This window comes from Mesorhizobium sp. CA16 (genome assembly GCF_020165175.1).
GTDB lineage: Bacteria > Pseudomonadota > Alphaproteobacteria > Rhizobiales > Rhizobiaceae > Mesorhizobium.
Genome location: NZ_JAIUHP010000004.1, coordinates 13,906 through 30,163, shown reverse-complemented (window position 1 = coordinate 30,163; position 16,258 = coordinate 13,906). Strand labels below are relative to the sequence as shown.

Sequence of the window (16,258 nt, the reverse complement as noted above, 5' to 3'; positions counted from 1 at the left end):
AATCCGTTCGTTCACCGCAACCAGGAGCGGAAACCGCGATGTGCTTCCAGGAGCGGCTCAGATACAACGCCCGCCATCGACCTCCAGCGCCACGCCGGTGATGAAGGCGGCTTCATCCGAGGCCAGCCACAGCGCCGCGTTGGCGATGTCGAGCGGTGTCGAGAGCCGTCCGAGCGGGATCGAGGCGCGGAACTTTTCGCGGATCTCAGGCGTGTCGGCGCCCATGAACTTCTCCAGCATGCCGGTCTCGCCGGCGACCGGGCAGAGGCAGTTGACGCGGATGTTCTTCGGCGCCAGCTCGACGGCCATCGACTTGGTGGCGGTGATCGCCCAGCCCTTGGAGGCGTTGTACCAGGTCAGGCCCGGCCGCGGCCGAAGCCCGGCCGTGGAGGCCGTGGTCAGGATGACGCCGCCGCCCTGGCGGTCCATGATCGGCACGACGGCAAGCGCCGCGTGGTAGATCGCCTTCATGTTGACGGCGGTGATCAGATCGAAGGTTTCCTCATCGACGCCGAGCATATCGCCATTGCGATGGGTGAAGCCCGCATTGTTGACCATGATGTCGATGCGACCGAAGGCGCTCTTGGCGGCATAGATCATCTCGTCGAATTCGGAGCGCAGGGAAACGTCGGTCTGGATCCAGATGGCGCTCTCGCCGATCTCTTCGGCCACCCGCTCGGCCCCCCTGGCGTTGAGGTCGGCGACGATCACGCGCGCGCCCTCTTCGGCAAAGCGCTTGGCCATGCCTTCGCCGAAGCCCGACGCTGCGCCGGTGATGACGGCGACTTTGTTTTCCAGACGCATGGTTTTCCTGCTCTTTGGATTCCGCAGCTTGACGTGATTTTTCCATCTGCCGCCCGGCACGTCGCGCGCCAGGCTACATCTCCCTTAGCTTTCGTCACATTCGCGTTCTATGCTGCAGCCGCGAACGCTTCCGGAAGCCATGGCTTGCCGACAGGCCTGCCGGCGGCGTGAGTGTCGGGAAACATGTGGACCGATGCAAGTGCAAGCCATTGGTCCTCGCATGTGACACCATGGCACTGGAAAATTTAAATCGATTAGAATATACCAACCACGCTGCCGGCGCCCGGCATCAAATCGGACTGACCATGACCAGCCAGATCATCCCTGTCGACCCATTCGACTTCATCATCTTCGGCGGCACCGGCGACCTGTCGGAACGCAAGCTCCTGCCATCGCTCTACTATCGCCAGTGCGGCCACCAGTTCTCCGAGCCGACGCGCATCATCGGCACCTCGCGCGCCAAAATGACCGATGCCGAATTCCAGGGCTTCGCCAAGAAGGCGATATCAGATCATGTGAAGCCTGCCGATATCGATCCGAAGGAGTTGGAGATATTCCTGGCAAGGCTCTCCTACGTGTCGGCGGACGCAACCACTGGCGCCGGCTTCGACAAGTTGAAGAAAGCAATCGGCGACAGCGACCGCATCCGCGCCTTCTACCTTGCGGTGGCGCCGGCGCTGTTCGGCGACATTTCGCACCAGCTCAAGGAGTACAAGCTGATCACGCCGAACTCGCGCATCGTGCTGGAAAAGCCGATCGGCCGCGACCTCACCTCGGCGCGGGCGCTCAATGACGCTGTCGGTGACGATTTCCACGAAAGCCAGATCTTCCGCATCGACCACTATCTCGGCAAGGAAACGGTGCAGAACCTGATGGCGCTGCGCTTTGCCAACGCGCTCTACGAGCCGTTGTGGAACTCCGCCCAGATCGACCATGTTCAGATCACGGTCGCCGAGACCGTTGGTCTCGAGGATCGCGTCACCTACTACGACAAGGCAGGCGCGTTGCGCGACATGGTGCAGAACCACATTCTGCAGCTGCTCTGCCTGGTGGCCATGGAAACGCCGTCGTCGATGGACGCCGACGCGGTGCGCGACGAGAAACTGAAGGTGCTGCGGGCACTGAAGCGCATCAACGGCAACGAGGCGCCGAAGCACACCGTGCGCGGCCAGTATCGCGCCGGCGCCTCGGCCGGCGGGCCTGTCAAGGGCTATGTCGAGGAGCTCGGCAAGGACAGCAACACCGAGACCTTCGTCGCCGTGAAGGCCGAGATCGGCAACTGGCGCTGGGCCGGCGTTCCCTTCTATCTGAGGACCGGCAAACGGCTCGCCACCCGCGTCTCGGAAATCGTCATCGAGTTCAAGCCGATCCCCTATTCCATCTTCGGCGACAGCGCCGGGCCGATCTTCCCCAACCAGCTGGTCATCCGCCTGCAGCCGGACGAGGGGGTGAAGCAGTTCATAATGATCAAGGATCCGGGGCCGGGCGGCATGCGGCTGCGCCAGATCTCGCTCGACATGAGCTTCGCGCAGTCCTTCCAAGGTCGTGCGCCGGACGCTTATGAGCGACTGATCATGGATGTGGTGCGCGGCAACCAGACGCTGTTCATGCGCCGCGACGAAGTCGAGGCTGCCTGGAAATGGATCGACCCGATCCAGAACGCCTGGGAAAGCGCCCGGCAGGAAGCTCAGGGCTATACCGCCGGAACCTGGGGGCCGTCGGCCTCGATCGCGCTCATCGAACGTGACGGACGAACATGGCACGAGAGCAATTGAGCCAAGTCCGCTACGGCTGGAACGGCTTTGCCGATCGCCAGGACCTGGCGACGGCGCTGGCCGGACAGATTGCCGACCGGCTGGACAGCGCCATCGCGGAACGCGGCACAGCGCTGCTCGCAGTGTCTGGCGGCACCACGCCGGCGAAATTGTTCGCCACGCTGTCGACCGCGCCCATCACCTGGGACAAGGTCACCGTGACGCTGGTCGACGAGCGCTTCGTGCCGCCGTCCTCGCCGCGTTCGAATGCCGGGCTGGTGGCGGCGAACCTGCTCCAGAACAAGGCCGCCGCGGCGCGCTTCGTACCGCTCTACCACGAGGCGGCGAACATCGAGAATGCAGCGTCGATGGACAGCGAAGCGCTACGGGCGCTGCCCTGGCCGCTCGACGTGGTGATCCTCGGCATGGGCGCCGACGGCCATACGGCATCCTTCTTCCCGGATGCCGGCAATCTCGAGGAATTGCTCGACCCGGCCTCGCAGCGGATCGTGCTGCCGGTGCATGCGGCAAGCGGGGGCGAGCCGCGGCTCACGCTGTCGATGGCGCGCATCGTTGCCGCCGGCTTCGTTGCGCTCCACATCGAAGGCGAGGACAAGCGCGCCGCGTTCAACGGCGCGATGGATCCTGGCGCGAAGAAGCCCATCCGCAGAGTGATCGAGGCGGCGCCTAGACCGATAGAGGTGTTCTGGGCACCCTGATTTCAGATGAGGACAGCCCGGCGGCAGAGGGAGGACGTTGCCGGGCTCGAAAGGACGGACCATGACAGCCAGACGCGACATCGAAACCATCACGGAACGCATCCGCCAACGTTCGAAGGCCGGCCGCGAAGCCTATCTCGGCCGTATCGCGGAGGCTTCCAGCCGCACCGCCAACCGCGCGGTGCTGGGCTGCGGCAATCTCGCCCATGGCTTTGCCGTGTGCAGCCCCGCCGAAAAGATCGCGCTCGGTGGCGACCGCGTGCCGAACCTCGGCATCATCACCTCCTACAACGACATGCTGTCGGCACATCAGCCCTTCGAGACGTTCCCGGCGCTGATCAAGGAAGCAGCGCGGGAAGCGGGCGGCATCGCCCAGGTCGCGGGCGGCGTGCCGGCGATGTGCGACGGCGTCACCCAAGGCCAACCCGGCATGGAGCTGTCGCTGTTCTCGCGCGACGTGATCGCCATGGCGGCGGCGATCGGCCTGTCGCACAACATGTTCGACGCGGCCGTCTTCCTCGGCGTCTGCGACAAGATCGTGCCCGGGCTGGTGATCGCAGCGCTCACCTTCGGGCATCTGCCTGCCGTCTTCATCCCGGCCGGGCCGATGACGACCGGTCTCGCGAATGACGAGAAGGCCAGGATCCGCCAGCTTTATGCCGAAGGCAAGGTCGGCCGCGCCGAACTGCTGGAAGCGGAGTCCAAATCCTATCACGGGCCGGGCACCTGCACCTTCTACGGCACCGCCAATTCGAACCAGATGCTGATGGAGATCATGGGCCTGCACACGCCCGGCGCCTCCTTCGTCAATCCGGGCACGCCGCTGCGCGACGCGCTGACCAGGGAAGCGGCAAAGCGCGCGCTGGCGATCACCGCGCTCGGCAATGCCTATACTCCGGTCGGGCGCATGATTGACGAACGCTCGATCGTCAACGGCGTGGTCGGCCTGCATGCCACCGGCGGCTCGACCAATCATACGATCCACCTCATCGCGATGGCCGCCGCCGCCGGCATTGCGCTGACCTGGCAGGACATTTCCGACCTGTCGGAGGCCGTGCCGCTGCTCGCGCGCGTCTACCCGAACGGGCTTGCCGACGTGAACCACTTCCACGCGGCAGGCGGGCTCGGCTTCCTGATCCGCGAATTGCTCGACGAAGGCCTGTTGCACGAGGATGTGCAGACGGTGTGGGGCGAAGGCCTGCGGCCCTACGCGGTCGAGGCGAGGCTTGGCGATGACGGCAGCGTCGTGCGCGAAGCGGCGCCGCTCAACAGCGGCGACGAGAAGGTGCTGGCGCCGGTCAAGAAAGCGTTCCAGCCGACGGGTGGCTTGAAAGTGCTGGCCGGCAATCTCGGCCATGCCGTGATCAAGACCTCTGCGGTCAAGCCCGAACGTCGCGTCATCGAGGCGCCGGCCAAGGTGTTCGACAGCCAGCAGGGCCTCAACGACGCCTTCAAGGCCGGCCAGCTTACCGGCGACTTCGTCGCTGTGATCCGCTTCCAGGGGCCGAAGGCCAACGGCATGCCGGAACTGCACAAGCTGACCACCGTGCTCGGCATCCTGCAGGATCGCGGCCAGCGTGTCGCGCTGGTGACCGACGGGCGCATGTCGGGCGCCTCCGGCAAGGTGCCGGCAGCGATCCATGTGACGCCGGAAGCGGTCGAGGACGGACCGATCGCCAGGATCCATGACGGCGATGTCATCCGGCTAGACGCCGATGCCGGCACGCTGGAAGTGCTGGTGCCGGGGTCGGAATTCGCGCTGCGCCGCACGGCCGACGCCGACCTCATCGGCAACGAGTTCGGCTTCGGCCGCGAGCTGTTCGCAGGCTTCCGGCAACTGGTCGGGCGGGCCGATCATGGCGCGGCCGCGTTTGGCAACGCCTGACGTCTTCCCCAATGTGCCTTACGAAAAAGGGCGGCTCGGAGCCGCCCTTTTTCGTTCGTTCGCTAACCACGCCTACTGCACAATGACCTCGGTGCGCTCGCCGGCCTTGATCGTCACCGGCATTTCCTTCTCCTGGCCTTCAGCGGACATGTGGCGCACGACCACATAGTCTCCGGCGGGGATCGCCTGTTGCCAGCTATCACCGTAGGTCAGGCCCAGCGATTTGCGTTTGCCTTCGATGTCCTTCTTCGACGACAACACCTCGATCGAATAGGCGCCGGGTGCCGACATCGCCAGCACGCCGGCATCGAGCGCGACCTTGATGTCCTGATTGTCGCCGGCCTTGATGCTGAAGGGCTGCTCGACGACGGCAAGATCGAGCGTCGTGACCGCGACATAGTCGTCCGGCGGCAGCCAGAACTTGCTGTCCGGACCGTAGGAATGCTCCACGCTTTCACGTGAGCCGTCGATCTTCTTCTTCGCCTTGACGACCTCGAAGCCGATGCCGGAATTGTCGGCCTTGTCGCCGCCGGCGGTGTAGTAGGCGTTGAGCACGGCATGACCGACGCCGACGACGATGTCCTTCTCGACGGTCTGCCCGGCGGCAAGCTGGACGGTCTCGGTCGCAGTGCCGGCGCCGATCTGCACCGTCACCTTCTGCTCGCCGGCGGGGACGGTCGCCTTGGCGTCGCCATAGTGCGTGGTGCTGCCGCCAGGATAGGCGAAGTCGACACGCGCTTCGCCGCTGATCTCCGAGCCCTGGCTAGCATGCGGATGGATGACCAAAGTGCCGGCGTTCAGCGTGAACAGCGGGCTGTAGGTCTTGCCAGCCTCTATCTTGATCTTCTGCTCGCTCCTTGCCTCGTCGTCGCGGCCGACGACGATGTAGTCGCCCGGCTCGAGATTGGTCTTGAGCACGCCATATTCGGTCATGACTTGGTCGCCGCGCGTGCCATCGGACTTCGCCTTGTAGATCTCCCAGGCATTGCCGTCGGTAATCGGATCGCCGCCCTCGGCCATGATCACGCTCGGCATGAAATTGAACTCCGGCTTGGCCGATTCGGGCGCGGGAGCCGGCGCCGGTTCGGGCGCCGGCGCCGGAGTCGGAGCCGCGACGGTCTCGACCAGGGCTTCCTGCAGCGCCTTCTCGTCGGAGGCCTGGATGTATTTGCCGCCGGTGTTTTCGGCGAGGCAGGCTATCTGCTTGCCTTCGTCGGCGGTCAGGCCGAAGCCGACGACATCGGCGGTGAAGTCGACGCCGCTTTGCTTCAGCTCCTTGCCGAGTGCGCAAGGATCGCCGCCGCAGGTCTCGAGCCCGTCAGTGATCAGCACGACGGTGGCCTTGTCCTCGGTGTATTTCAGCGCTTCCGCCGCCTGCTTGACGGCGGCCGTGAGCGGCGTCTTGCCGAGGAATTTCATGCTGTCGGCTGCTGACGAGATGGCGCTGGCTGAACCGGCCTGCGGCGGCACGATCAGCTCGATGTCGTCGCAACTACCCTTGGTGCGATGGCCATAGGCCATGAAGCCGATCTCGTCGTCGGCCGGAACCGACTGCAGCACCGTGCGCAGCGATTCACGCGCGATCTCCAGCTTCGGCTTACCGTCGATCTGGGCCCACATCGAGCCTGATGCATCAAGGATGATGATGACCTTGTTGGCGGCAAAGCCGAAACTGGTCATCGACAAAAGCAGGAGCGCCGCAGCGACGCTCCGTATCAGTCCCGCCATGGAAATCTCCTGAGAGCAACCCTCGTCCGCGTTGCGAAAGCTATTTGAGGCGGCATTCGGAGACAAGTCCGAAGGCCGGCGAGTCACTCAATAAGTGGTGCGCCGCTCTTCCGATGGCGGGCGGCCGAACTGCAGCCGGTAGCTCTGGGCGAAATAGGAATGCGAGGTGAAGCCGGTGGCGATCGCCACGTCGAGGATCGGCATGTTGGTCTGGCGCAGCAACTCGCGCGCGCGTTCGAGCCGCAGCCGCATATAGTAGCGGCCGGGGGTGACGCTCAAATGGCGCAGGAACAGGCGCTCGACCTGGCGCACCGACAGCCCCGCCGACTTGGCGAGCTGCACCGCCGACAGCGGTTCGTCGAGATGATCGGCCATCAACTCGACGATGCGCCTGAGCTTTTCCGACTTGCCGGTGAGGTCCCGCTCGGGGCCGACGCGCTGGCGGTCGCCGGCCGAGCGTATGCGCTCGTGCTGGAACTGGTTGGCGACGCCGTTGGCGAGGTTGGAGCCGAAATCGCCGCGCACGATCTCCAGCATCAGGTCGATCGAGGTGGTGCCGCCGGCGCAGGTGTAGCGCTTGCGGTCGATTTCGAAGACGTTGCCGGTGCAATTGATGTCGGGGAAGCGCTCCATGAAGCCGGCGCGGTTCTCCCAATGGATGGTGCAGCGATAGCCGTCGAGCTGCCCGGCTTCGGCAAGCAGATAGGAGCCGACCGACAGGGCGCCGAGCGCATTGCCGCGCCGGCCCCAGCTGCGCAGCGCCGCCAGAACCTTGCTCTTGCCGGGAAATTCGATGGAGAGGCCGACCGAAACGAACAGGATGTCGACCGGCGGCATGTCGGCGACCGAATAGTCGATCTTCAACGGCAGGCCGTTCGAGGCCATGACCGCATCGCCGTCGGCCGAGATCGTCGTCCAGCCATAGAAATCGCGGCCGAGCAGTCGGTTCGCCGAGCGGAAGCAGTCGATGGCGGCCGCCAGCGAGAACATCGAGAATTTGTCGACCAAGAGGAAGCCGAACTGGCGGCCGCCCTGAACGGGATCGCTCGTGATCGGCCGCTCGAGAACGGGATGCGACTGGTTCGAGTGGGGCATCCCGCTCTGTCCCTTTATTTCAGCCGCATTTGTGCGGCGCCAAGTGGTTCCACTTGGCTGCAAAATGCTGGGGAGCGGTCAGGTTCGGCAATGCCGAGGCTTTCTCAATCAGAAGGACGGCCGCTTTAACCCGGCCGCGAGGTAGGCGGAAGCTACAGTGTTCGCCATCAGCATGGCAATGGTCATCGGTCCGACGCCGCCCGGCACCGGCGTGATGGCGCCCGCGAGCTTGGCCGCTTCGGGATAGGCGACGTCGCCGACCAGGCGGCTCTTGCCTTCGCCCTTTTCGGGCGCGGGGATGCGGTTGATGCCGACGTCGATGACGGTCGCGCCGGGCTTGACCCAATCGCCCTTGACCATCTCCGGACGGCCGACCGCGGCGACCAGGATATCAGCGGTGCGAGCCAGCGCCGGCAGGTCCCTGGTGCGGCTGTGGGCAATCGTGACCGTGCAGTTGGCGGCGAGCAGCAGGTTGGCCATCGGCTTGCCGACGATGTTAGAGCGGCCGACGACGACGGCGTTGAGGCCGGAAAGGTCCTTGCCGCGCACCCGCTCGATCAACAGCATGGAGCCTGCCGGCGTGCAGGGCACGAAGGCCGTGTCGAGCTCGCCGGTGCCGAGCTTGCCGACATTGATGAAGTGGAAGCCGTCGACATCCTTTTCCGGCGCGATCGTCTGGATCACCTTGCCGGCGTCGATATGACCGGGAAGCGGCAGTTGCACGAGGATACCGTGGATCGACTGATCGGCGTTGAGGTCGCCGATGATCGTCAGCAACTGTTCCTCGGTGGTGTCGACCGGCAGCGTATGCTGAAGCGAATGGAAGCCGCATTCCTTGGCGGTGCGCGATTTCGAGGCGACATAGACCTGGCTTGCCGGATCCTCGCCGACGATCACCACCGCAAGGCCGGGCTTGGTGGCTCCTTTGGCCGACAGCTCCGCGGTCAGAGCCTTGACCTTCGAAACCACGTCCTCGGCGACACGCTTTCCATCAATCACTTCGGCCATCACTAACCCTCAGCTTCGCTTCGAGGCCGCATCGATGCACGGCCCCATTTCCTCGATCGGCATTGTCGATCCGCCAAAGCGAGACGCTTGCGGCCGGAATGCAGCGCGGCATTTTCACGAAAATTCGACAAGGCAATCCCGTCAAAGCGTCGTCGGATGCCGTAAACCCGAAACCAGCCGCTTTTATCGAACCGCGAGCCGTCCAGAAATACGGATAGTTTAGAAATAGCGGCGGCGCGTGCGGCTTTCGGTCAGCTCGCGCACCGCCTCGCGGAATTCGCGCAGGCTGGCGCGGATCTCGTCGATCTCGCCTTGCTGGCCGGCAGGGGGCTGGTCGGCGGGGGGCTGGTCGGCCTCGCCGGCGGCCGGCGACCGCGGATGATAGGATGCCGCCGATGCCGAATAATGATCGTCGTAGGGATCGGTCCGGCCGTGGCCCGGCCGGTACGAATAGGAATAGCCCTGCTCGTATGGCTGCCGGAAATTCTCCCGCGCCGATGGTTGAGCCCGGGGATAGCGTTCTTCCAGGGTGGGCGCCCGCCAGGCGCTTTCAGGCGGGACAGAGTCCATATCGACCGTTTCAGCCGGCTCGCGCCGCACGAAATAGCGAACCGCCGAGGCAAGCGAGCCGAAAAGCCCGGGACGGCCGGCATCGTTGGCCGGTTCCGGCGGTGGCGTGACGGATTGGACCGGAGCCGGTGCAGCCGCCTGCACAGGTGGTGGAACCGGCGGTGAAGCAGGCGACGGTGTGAAGGACGCTGCCGGCGACGGCGTGAAGGATGAAGCCGGAGGCGGCGTGAAAGGCGGAGCAGGTGGTGATGTGAAAGCCGGAGGTGGCGGCGGAGCGACAGGCGAAGCCGCCGCCGGCGTGGCGAGTGGTGGCGGCGCCGGTGGGGCGGCCCGATTGGAATTGCTCTCAAGCGCAGAAGGACGGTCTTCAGTCGCGCGACGCGAGCGTGCATTGGCCGTCTCGCGCAGGCTGGCAAGGATGCCGCGCAGCGCGCCGAGGCCGATGCCGGCAAACAGGCCGGCGAACAGCCCCGCCAAGGCCATCACGACACGCGACGGCCCCTTGGCTTCCAGCGGCGGTTGAGCCGGCGAAAGCACGTTGATGTTGGCCGAATTGACGTTCTTTTGCTCGCCGGTTTCCTTGGCGCGCAGCAAATACTGCTCATAGACCGAGCGCTTGGCGGCGGCTTCGCGTTCCAGCTCGCGCAGCGAAACAAGATTGTTGTTCACATCGCCACTCTGCACCTTGGCCTGGGCCAGGCGCGAGGACAAGTCCTGCTCGAGCTGAACAGAGCGCTTCAGGTCGACCTGCAGCGAGGACGCGATGCGCTGCAGCTCCGCGGTGATGCGTTCGCGCGCGCCGGCAAGCTGGGCGTTTAGCGCCTGCAACTCAGGATGACGCGGGCCGAACTTGATCGCGGCGCGGTCGGCTTCCTGCTTCAGGGACGCATATTGCGAGCGCAGCTCGCTCATCATGTTGGAGTTGATCTCTTCCGGCAACGTGCCGCTGAGGACCGAGTTGACGTTCAGCGAGCGTGCCGAGGCGGCGCGGGCGTTCAGCTCGAGCGTGCGGGCGCGGGCGACGGAAAGCTGCTCGTTGAGCTTCAGCATCTGGTCGTCGCTGATCAGGTGGCCCTGCGCGTCGACAAGGTCGTGCGTCGCCCTGAAATCCTCGACGTTGCGTTCGGCCGTCTCGACGCCCTTGCGCAGCTCATCGAGCTTCGACGTCAGCGCGGTCGTCGCACGTCCGGCCATTTCTGACTGGTAGTTGCCGATCTCCCGCTGGAAGACGTCTCTCGTCGTGTTAGCTATCTCTGCCGATTTCTCGCCATTGCGCGTGGTGGCGCTAATGGAGATGACAAAAGTCTTGCCGGTGCGCTCGACCGACAGGCTGTCGGCCAGATTGCCGACGGCCAGCGCCTGGCGGCGAATCTCGTCGCTGCCGGCCGGCTGGTCATCCCGCGAAATCATCGAGCGCAGGAACGACGTGACGCCGAGCCCACCAGACCCCTGACCGTTGAACTCCGGGTCGTTGACGAGGTTGAGTTCCTTGACGACCTCGTCAAGGACCTTGCCTGATGTGACCATCCTGATGCGGGTTTCGACAACGGCCAATGCCGCGTCGGGCTCACCCACCGATTGGGTGAGATCGCGGTCGGCAAGTTTCAGGTCGCCCGGCTCGATGGTTAGCTCGGTCGTGGCTTCGTATTTCTTCGGCGTCGATAGCGCGAGGGCTATGCCAAGGGCGGCGCCCAGGATGGTGGTGGACAGGATCAGCGCTTTGGAGCGAGCGATGCCGCCAATCACCTGCACCGGGTCGATCAGCGGTTTCCATTCCTGGGATTCGTCGGCAGCGGGTGGTCGGCCTACACGAGGTTCGGGAGCGGCCTGCGGCTGGTGGCCTCCCGCAGTGCCCCCGTAGCCCTGCCCTAGTGACGCGGCCCGGTCGTCGCCTGTTTCGACGGGATCCGCCTGATCGTGGTCAAATCCGCCGATTTCGGTGGGGCGCGGATTCAACTTTTCTTCGCGCTCGGAACGCGCGGCGCGATGGCGCGCGGCGGCGTCCTCGCGCCAAGAGGAATTGGCCCGGTCGCCGATCGAAACCGTCTTGTCGTCGCCACGCATCGCTTGGCCGAGCGCGAGCAGAGAACGCTCGCGCCTCCAGTCATCACGGTTATCCCTGTCGACCATTGTCCTGGAACTTGCTCTCTGGCGGCTTGGGCGCGCGGATCGGCCAATCGTTAAGCCACACTAAACAGGCATAGAAAACAAACGGTTAATTTTGCGCCTCGGCGGGCACAGTTTTCGCCCTTGTTCACCGCATTTCAGGCCGCCGGGACGGCCGCCAGAACGCCGCGTTAAACTTTGCAGCCTATCTATCGCCCCGGATATGACCCAGGCCAGCGACATGCCGCAAGGGCGGAGCTTCGCGCGGATCGGCCACTTCGTGGCCACCCGCCGGAAACTGGTATTCGATTATTGCTCGGCGATCAGCGGCGCCGGCGGTCGGCTGGTGTTTTCGCTCGCCTATTTCATCGCTTTGGCCAACACGCTTTCGATCGCCGAATTCGGCATGTTCGCAACCGCCTCGGCCGCCGGCATCATGCTGTCGCGCATCCTGGCCTTCGGCTTTATTTCGGCGCTCTACCGCACCGCCACGATCCGCCCCAACCTGATCGGCACGTTCACCGCCGGTTTCCTGCTTCTCGGCGCCTTGTCGCTGCCATTCCTCGCCGCCGCGTCCTACGGCGTCTATCTGATCTTCTTCGCCGGCACCGTGCCGTTGCCGGCCTTCGCCGCTGTCGTCTTCGCCGAGGCGCTTTTGTGGCGGCCGGTCGAAGTGGCGCTGATCGTCAACAACGGGCTCGGCAAGTTCGGGCGGGCGGCCGTGCTCGCCATCCTGGCGACGGCGCTCAGGGCAGTCGGCGCGATCCTGTTCATGCTTGGCGCGCAGCACAGCATCGGCGTCTGGTCGCTGTTCTACATCGGCGCCAATGTCGCCTCGCTCATCGTCGCCTTCGTCTTCTTCTATCCGCGCCAGCGGCTGAGGCTGCGCGCCGAACTGTATTTCCGGCGGCTCGCCGATTCCGTCTATGTCGCCGGCTCCGAAGTACTGTTCTATTTGCAGATGGAGTTCGACAAGCTCTTGGTGCTGTCGATCGGCGGGCCGCATCTCGCCGGCATCTATGCCATCATCATGCGGCTGGTCGACCTCACCGCGATCCCGATCCGCACCTTCTCGATGATGCTGGTGCAGCGCATGATGCGGGCGCCGGAGCTTCTGTCGCGGCTGGCGGTGAAGAGCGGTATCGAAGGCGGCGTGTTCCTGGTCTCGACGCTGGCGCTGGCATCGCTCGGCATCGTGCTGCACTTCTTCCCAAACGCGCTCGGCAGGAATGTCGCCGAGGCAGCGCCGCTGGTGACGCTGGCGGTCTGCGTGCCCGGTCTGCGCAACCTCGTCGAATATCAGGCCGAGCTTCTCTTCGCGCGCGGTCAGACGGCGGTGCGGGCGATCAATCTCGGCCTGCTCGCCGGCCTGAAGGCGGTTCTGCTCACTTATGTGCTGACCACCATCCCCGACACGGCCAACCTGGTCCTGTCGCTCAACATCGTCTTCCTGCTGCTTTATCTCGCCTCGATGCTGCTTACCTATTCGGCCATGCGCCGCCCGGCGAAGGCGATCTGATTCAGGTCAGGCCGGCCTGCAAACAGCGGCTCCCTGCGCTTCCGGTGCTCACGTACTTTAGTACGCTCCGCTCCGGTTCTCGGAAGCCACTGTTTTCGACTCGGCCTGACCTGAATCCCGCGCAGGCTAATCAAGCCCTATCAGGCGGCGGATGCGGCCAATATCTGTGCCGATGAAAGACTGCATGCCGATCGCCACCTGTTCCGGCGCCATGGTGTCGACGAAGCGGCGGAATTCCTCGTCCGACAGCGGCTCGCCGTTCCAGTGGACGCGGCAGAACTCCTCCGAGCCGCGGAAATGGCCTGCGCCTTGAAGCACGTCGTCGACATAGCGGCCATAGATCATGCATTCGGAGAATTTTCGCGCCGAGCCGACGACGCCGACCCAGTCGCGACCATGCACCTTCTCGATGCGCTCGCACATGGCGTTGACCGTCTCGCGGCGCCAGGCGATCAGCGTCGAGATGTAGTCGTGGCTCGATGGATTGGCGGGATCGATGCCGAGCACGGCGCCGGCATTGCGCGACCAGATGCGATGCTCGTCATGTCCATCGCTCGCCAGCACGCCGTCACGCCGGAACAGCCGCACCTTGCCGTCGCGCCAGAAGGCGTTCGCGTCGAACGGCTTCAGGAAGGCGACGTCGGAATCGCAGAAGACGAGCACGTCTTCCTTTGCCTGCCGGGCAATGGCGATACGGCGCAGCTGCTGCACATGCCAGCCGCGCAGCGGCTGCGTTTTCAGGCTCAGCCAGACGCGGCGGCGGAAGCCGCTCAGCGGATCGTCGAACACGCGCAGCCAGCGCGGCAACAAGTCCCGCTCGTCGACAACGCTGCGGCGGCTGCCTTCCAGCTGACGAAACAGCGCGACATCGCGATGTTCGGTGAGGATATAATGATGCGCAATGCCGGTGACGTGGCGATCGATGGTTTCGCATAAAAGCCGGCAGCGCTCGAAATCGGGAGCGTAGCTTGCGGTGACGATCGCAGCCAAGGGCATGCGCGGCAGCGCTTCGACCGCAGTGGAGGCGTCCGGAACGAAGCGGCTGTTCACCGGCGCGCCTCTAGCGGCAGCGGCATGCGCAACAGCTTCTGCTTGACGACGCGCCACAGGAAGAGCGGATTGCCGACAATATAGCGGCGCCACAGGCGGCCGGGTTCGATCCACAGGCGGAACAGCCATTCGAGCCGCAGCCGGCGCAGCCATAGCGGCGCGCGCGGCACCGAGCCGCTCATGAAATCGAGCAGGGCGCCGACTGCGACCGGCAGCGTGCAATGGCGGCTGTCGATGTGGCGCTCGATCCACAATTCCTGGCGCGGCACACCCATGGCGACGAGCAGCACATCCGGCCGCAGCCTGGCGATGCGCTCGAGGATCGCTGGCTCCTCGGCGGCCGAGAAGAAGCCGTCATGGACGACGACGAATTTGTGCTGCATGGCGAGCGTCGAGAGCTTCGCGGACGCGGCTTCGGCATTGGCGCGCGTCGTGCCGAGCAGCGCCACAGTCAGCGGGTGCGACGAGGCCTGCAGGAAGGCCGGAATGAAATCGGTGCCGTTGAGATTGCTGGGGAAAGGCTCGCCGTAAAGCAGCTTTGCCGCCATGTCGACGCCGACGCCGTCGGGCAGGATGAGGAAGTTTTCCAGCGCCTCGGCAAACACCGGGTCGGTGCAGGCAAGGTTGGCGTTATGGGCGTTGAGGAAGCTCACCTTGGTGAAGCGACGCTCGTCGATCAGTCTGGTGAGCAAGGCGATGGCCTCGTCCCAGCGTATGGCAAGCACCGGAATACCCAAAATGGTCTTGAGCGTGTCGAAACCGAAAGCGGCGCGCGCGGTGTGCATGTTCATGCGGCGACCTCCTGCCTGACGGCGCCGAGCTTCTCCAGGCCAAGCCCGATCGCGGCGTCGAGCGCCTTGAGCTGGCGGCGATGAAAGGCGCTGCCATCCACGTCGCGGACAGTGGCCGCGGCCGCCTGCAGCGCCGCGGCGAAAGCGATCGGATCGTCGGTCACCACGCAATTGTCGGGACGATAGCCGATGCCGCGCAGCGAGCGGCTGGTGGCGACGGACGGCAGGCCAAGCTCGAAGGTCTCGATGGTCTTCAACTGCACGCCGCTGCCGGCGGTGCTGATCAAGGGAATGACAGCGGCGCCGCGCACGAAGGCCTGCGCATCCGGAACCCTGCCGACGAAGGAAACGCCGGGATGCGGCGAGCTGATGCCGGAAGGCACATTGCCCGCGATCCTGATGCGGAAATCCGGCTTCAGATGCGGCACGACCTTCGTCAGGAACCAGTCGAGGCCGATGCGGTTCGGCTGCCAGGTCCAGGTGCCGATCAGCGCGGCGTCGTGATCGATATGCCGCTGCGCCCTGCTTGTCGGCGCCTGCGCACGGGTTACCAGCGGCAGCACCGCGGAGCGCCGGTCGGAGGCGACGCCAAGTGCCGCGCGGTCTTCCTCGGCCAGCGTGAAGACAAAGCGCGCGGCGCCGCAGAGCCGCTCTTCCATGACCTTGAGGAGCCTGGCCTCGCGACGGAACATCCAGCGCTGGAGCGCGCTGGTTGCCGCCGCTGCATTTTCCTCGGCCGAGCGGTGCTCGACATTGTGCGCGACGAAGACGAATGGACGGTCGGCGAGAACCTTCTCAAAGGCGCCGGCGAACTGCACCGAGTTCAGGACATAGCCGTCGAAGGGACCGGCGCGTTCGATGACGTCGCGGACTTGCGCATCGGCAACGACACGCAGCTTGACGGAGGAAAAGGTAAGACCGGAGAGAACCGCCTTGCCCAGCCAGGCAAGCTTTTGCAGCGGCGACGCGCTTTCGGTGCGGACCTCGACAGCGTCGAGCACGATGGTGTTTTGCGGATCGGACGGGGCCTTGCCCGGCCAGATGAAACCGATCACCGTCACGCGCACGCCGGCACGCCGCAGCGCGTCGATGATCGCGGCGTTGGCGATCTCGTAGCCTGAGGCGAGAGCGCCATCAGGCACGATCGATGTGGCGAACAGCAGATGCATCTCACCTATCCTTGGCTGCAGCCGGTAGCAAAACGCGGTGAAGCCTTGATTAAATGGCAC

General features: G+C 64.9%; 12 protein-coding genes. 4 read left to right on the top strand and 8 right to left on the bottom strand.

Features of this window, described 5'->3' with window-relative positions:
* Positions 1-57 precede the first annotated feature (57 nt).
* Positions 58-804: an SDR family oxidoreductase gene (locus LB525_RS07840; protein WP_140847471.1), complete on the bottom strand. Its 747-nt coding sequence runs from the start codon at positions 802-804 to the stop codon at positions 58-60.
* Positions 805-1,109: 305 nt separating this feature from the next.
* Here LB525_RS07840 and zwf point away from each other — a divergent pair, with 305 nt between their 5' ends.
* From zwf to edd, 3 genes are all read left to right on the top strand, one after another.
* The gene (gene zwf, locus LB525_RS07835; RefSeq protein ID WP_140847468.1) at positions 1,110-2,579 is read left to right on the top strand and encodes a glucose-6-phosphate dehydrogenase; all 1,470 of its coding nucleotides are present in this window, start codon (positions 1,110-1,112) and stop codon (positions 2,577-2,579) included.
* The gene (gene pgl / locus LB525_RS07830) at positions 2,561-3,277 is read left to right on the top strand and encodes a 6-phosphogluconolactonase (protein ID WP_224544201.1); all 717 of its coding nucleotides are present in this window, start codon (positions 2,561-2,563) and stop codon (positions 3,275-3,277) included. The genes zwf and pgl overlap by 19 nt, the downstream gene beginning before the upstream one ends.
* Positions 3,278-3,338: 61 nt before the next feature.
* A complete protein-coding gene (edd, locus tag LB525_RS07825; RefSeq protein WP_224544200.1) occupies positions 3,339-5,162 on the top strand; it encodes a phosphogluconate dehydratase in 1,824 nt (607 codons plus the stop codon).
* A gap of 72 nt (positions 5,163-5,234) precedes the next feature.
* On the opposite strand, the gene LB525_RS07820 is transcribed toward edd, so the two are convergent.
* The 4 genes from LB525_RS07820 to LB525_RS07805 form a co-directional block, all read right to left on the bottom strand.
* Positions 5,235-6,890 carry a vWA domain-containing protein gene (locus LB525_RS07820; protein ID WP_224544199.1) on the bottom strand — a complete coding sequence of 552 codons (1,656 nt, stop codon included), beginning with the start codon at positions 6,888-6,890 and terminating at the stop codon, positions 5,235-5,237.
* An 87-nt stretch (positions 6,891-6,977) separates the two neighbouring features.
* Positions 6,978-7,985: a GlxA family transcriptional regulator gene (locus tag LB525_RS07815; protein WP_095765643.1), complete on the bottom strand. Its 1,008-nt coding sequence runs from the start codon at positions 7,983-7,985 to the stop codon at positions 6,978-6,980.
* A 108-nt stretch (positions 7,986-8,093) separates the two neighbouring features.
* Positions 8,094-8,993 carry a bifunctional methylenetetrahydrofolate dehydrogenase/methenyltetrahydrofolate cyclohydrolase FolD gene (gene folD / locus LB525_RS07810; protein WP_224544198.1) on the bottom strand — a complete coding sequence of 300 codons (900 nt, stop codon included), beginning with the start codon at positions 8,991-8,993 and terminating at the stop codon, positions 8,094-8,096.
* A 219-nt stretch (positions 8,994-9,212) separates the two neighbouring features.
* Positions 9,213-11,693: a GumC family protein gene (locus LB525_RS07805; RefSeq protein WP_224544197.1), complete on the bottom strand. Its 2,481-nt coding sequence runs from the start codon at positions 11,691-11,693 to the stop codon at positions 9,213-9,215.
* A gap of 199 nt (positions 11,694-11,892) precedes the next feature.
* Between LB525_RS07805 and LB525_RS07800 the strand changes: the two genes are divergently transcribed.
* Positions 11,893-13,188, top strand: coding sequence for a lipopolysaccharide biosynthesis protein (locus LB525_RS07800; RefSeq protein ID WP_224544196.1), 1,296 nt, complete (start codon positions 11,893-11,895; stop codon positions 13,186-13,188).
* Positions 13,189-13,314: 126 nt separating this feature from the next.
* On the opposite strand, the gene LB525_RS07795 is transcribed toward LB525_RS07800, so the two are convergent.
* Genes LB525_RS07795 through LB525_RS07785 form a run of 3 tightly spaced genes read right to left on the bottom strand, consistent with a single transcriptional unit; the run spans position 13,315 to position 16,198 of the window.
* Positions 13,315-14,238: a DUF6492 family protein gene (locus LB525_RS07795; protein ID WP_224544195.1), complete on the bottom strand. Its 924-nt coding sequence runs from the start codon at positions 14,236-14,238 to the stop codon at positions 13,315-13,317.
* The gene (locus LB525_RS07790; protein WP_224544194.1) at positions 14,235-15,029 is read right to left on the bottom strand and encodes a WecB/TagA/CpsF family glycosyltransferase; all 795 of its coding nucleotides are present in this window, start codon (positions 15,027-15,029) and stop codon (positions 14,235-14,237) included. Before LB525_RS07790 ends, LB525_RS07795 begins: the two co-directional genes overlap by 4 nt.
* A complete protein-coding gene (locus LB525_RS07785; protein ID WP_224544193.1) occupies positions 15,026-16,198 on the bottom strand; it encodes a glycosyltransferase in 1,173 nt (390 codons plus the stop codon). Before LB525_RS07785 ends, LB525_RS07790 begins: the two co-directional genes overlap by 4 nt.
* Between the last annotated feature and the right edge of the window lie 60 nt (positions 16,199-16,258).

What these genes read in the sequence shown, in the direction of transcription:
- pgl (WP_224544201.1), top strand. Translation starts at nt 2,561, where the DNA reads ATGGCACGAGAGCAATTGAGCCAAGTCCGCTACGGCTGGAACGGCTTT.
- LB525_RS07820 (WP_224544199.1), bottom strand. Translation starts at nt 6,890, where the DNA reads ATGGCGGGACTGATACGGAGCGTCGCTGCGGCGCTCCTGCTTTTGTCG.
- edd (WP_224544200.1), top strand. Translation starts at nt 3,339, where the DNA reads ATGACAGCCAGACGCGACATCGAAACCATCACGGAACGCATCCGCCAA.
- LB525_RS07800 (WP_224544196.1), top strand. Translation starts at nt 11,893, where the DNA reads ATGACCCAGGCCAGCGACATGCCGCAAGGGCGGAGCTTCGCGCGGATC.
- LB525_RS07805 (WP_224544197.1), bottom strand. Translation starts at nt 11,693, where the DNA reads ATGGTCGACAGGGATAACCGTGATGACTGGAGGCGCGAGCGTTCTCTG.
- LB525_RS07815 (WP_095765643.1), bottom strand. Translation starts at nt 7,985, where the DNA reads ATGCCCCACTCGAACCAGTCGCATCCCGTTCTCGAGCGGCCGATCACG.
- LB525_RS07785 (WP_224544193.1), bottom strand. Translation starts at nt 16,198, where the DNA reads ATGCATCTGCTGTTCGCCACATCGATCGTGCCTGATGGCGCTCTCGCC.
- zwf (WP_140847468.1), top strand. Translation starts at nt 1,110, where the DNA reads ATGACCAGCCAGATCATCCCTGTCGACCCATTCGACTTCATCATCTTC.
- LB525_RS07790 (WP_224544194.1), bottom strand. Translation starts at nt 15,029, where the DNA reads ATGAACATGCACACCGCGCGCGCCGCTTTCGGTTTCGACACGCTCAAG.
- LB525_RS07840 (WP_140847471.1), bottom strand. Translation starts at nt 804, where the DNA reads ATGCGTCTGGAAAACAAAGTCGCCGTCATCACCGGCGCAGCGTCGGGC.
- folD (WP_224544198.1), bottom strand. Translation starts at nt 8,993, where the DNA reads ATGGCCGAAGTGATTGATGGAAAGCGTGTCGCCGAGGACGTGGTTTCG.